The organism is Microvirga sp. KLBC 81 (assembly GCF_003075415.1).
In the GTDB taxonomy this organism is placed as follows: domain Bacteria; phylum Pseudomonadota; class Alphaproteobacteria; order Rhizobiales; family Beijerinckiaceae; genus Microvirga.
Map to the genome: position 1 here is coordinate 1 of NZ_QDAH01000274.1, position 992 is coordinate 992.

Genomic DNA, 992 nt, shown 5'->3' on the forward strand with positions numbered 1-992 from the left:
CGTGATATTCGCGATACCATCTGACGAAGCGCTTCACGCCGTCTTCCAGCGATGTTGAAGGCGCGAAGCCCGCATCCCGGCGCAGATCGGTCACGTCCGCCCGCGTCTCCAGCACGTCGCCCGGCGGCAGCGGCACGTCCACGCGCCTGGCTTGCTGGCCCAATGCATTCTCGATGAGGGCGATGAGGCGGTTCACCTCCTCGGGCGAGTCGTTGCCGATATTGTAGACCCGGTGCGGGGCCGCGCTCGTGGCCGGGTCCGGATGCTCCGCATTCCAGGTCGGGTCACCTGCGGGCGCCTTCTCCACCAGCCGCACGATGCCCTCCACAACGTCATCGACATAGGTGAAGTCGCGCCAGACCTTGCCGGCATTGGCCACCTCGATCTCGCGGCCCTGGGCAATGGCATGGGTGAACCTGTAGACCGCCATGTCTGGCCGCCCCCAGGGACCGTAGACGGTGAAGAAGCGCAGGCCCGTGCAGGGCAGGCCGAAGAGAGCGGCGTAGGAATGCGCCATCATCTCGTTGGCCTTCTTGGTGGCGGCATAGAGGCTGATCGGATGCTCGGTGCCGTCATGTTCGGAAAACGGCAGCTTGCGGTTGGCGCCGTAGACCGAGCTCGACGAGGCATAGACGAGGTGCCGGATCTCGGCGTGGCGGCAGGCCTCCAGCAGGTTCATGAAGCCGATGAGATTGGACGAGGCATAGGGCTGTGGGTCGACGAAGCGCACGCCGGGCTGGGCGGCGAGATGGATCACGCGCTCGAAGCGGTGGCGCCGGAAGAGATCGCGCGTGGCCTGCGGGTCGGAGAGGTCGATGCGCTCGGCGACAAAGCCGTTGCGCGACGCGAGCCTGGCGAAGCGGGCCTCCTTGAGGGCGACATCATAATAGGGCGTGAAGCTGTCGACGCCTGCCACCTGATGGCCCTGGGCCAACAGCCGCGCGGCCACATGATAGCCGATGAAACCGGCCGCTCCGGTCACGAGAATGGGT

Annotated in this window: 1 protein-coding gene; it reads right to left on the bottom strand. The window is 66.1% G+C overall.

Annotated elements, in window-relative coordinates:
* The coding region (locus DC522_RS33720) for an NAD-dependent epimerase/dehydratase family protein (RefSeq protein ID WP_205769938.1) at positions 1–992 on the bottom strand (992 nt) is incomplete at both ends.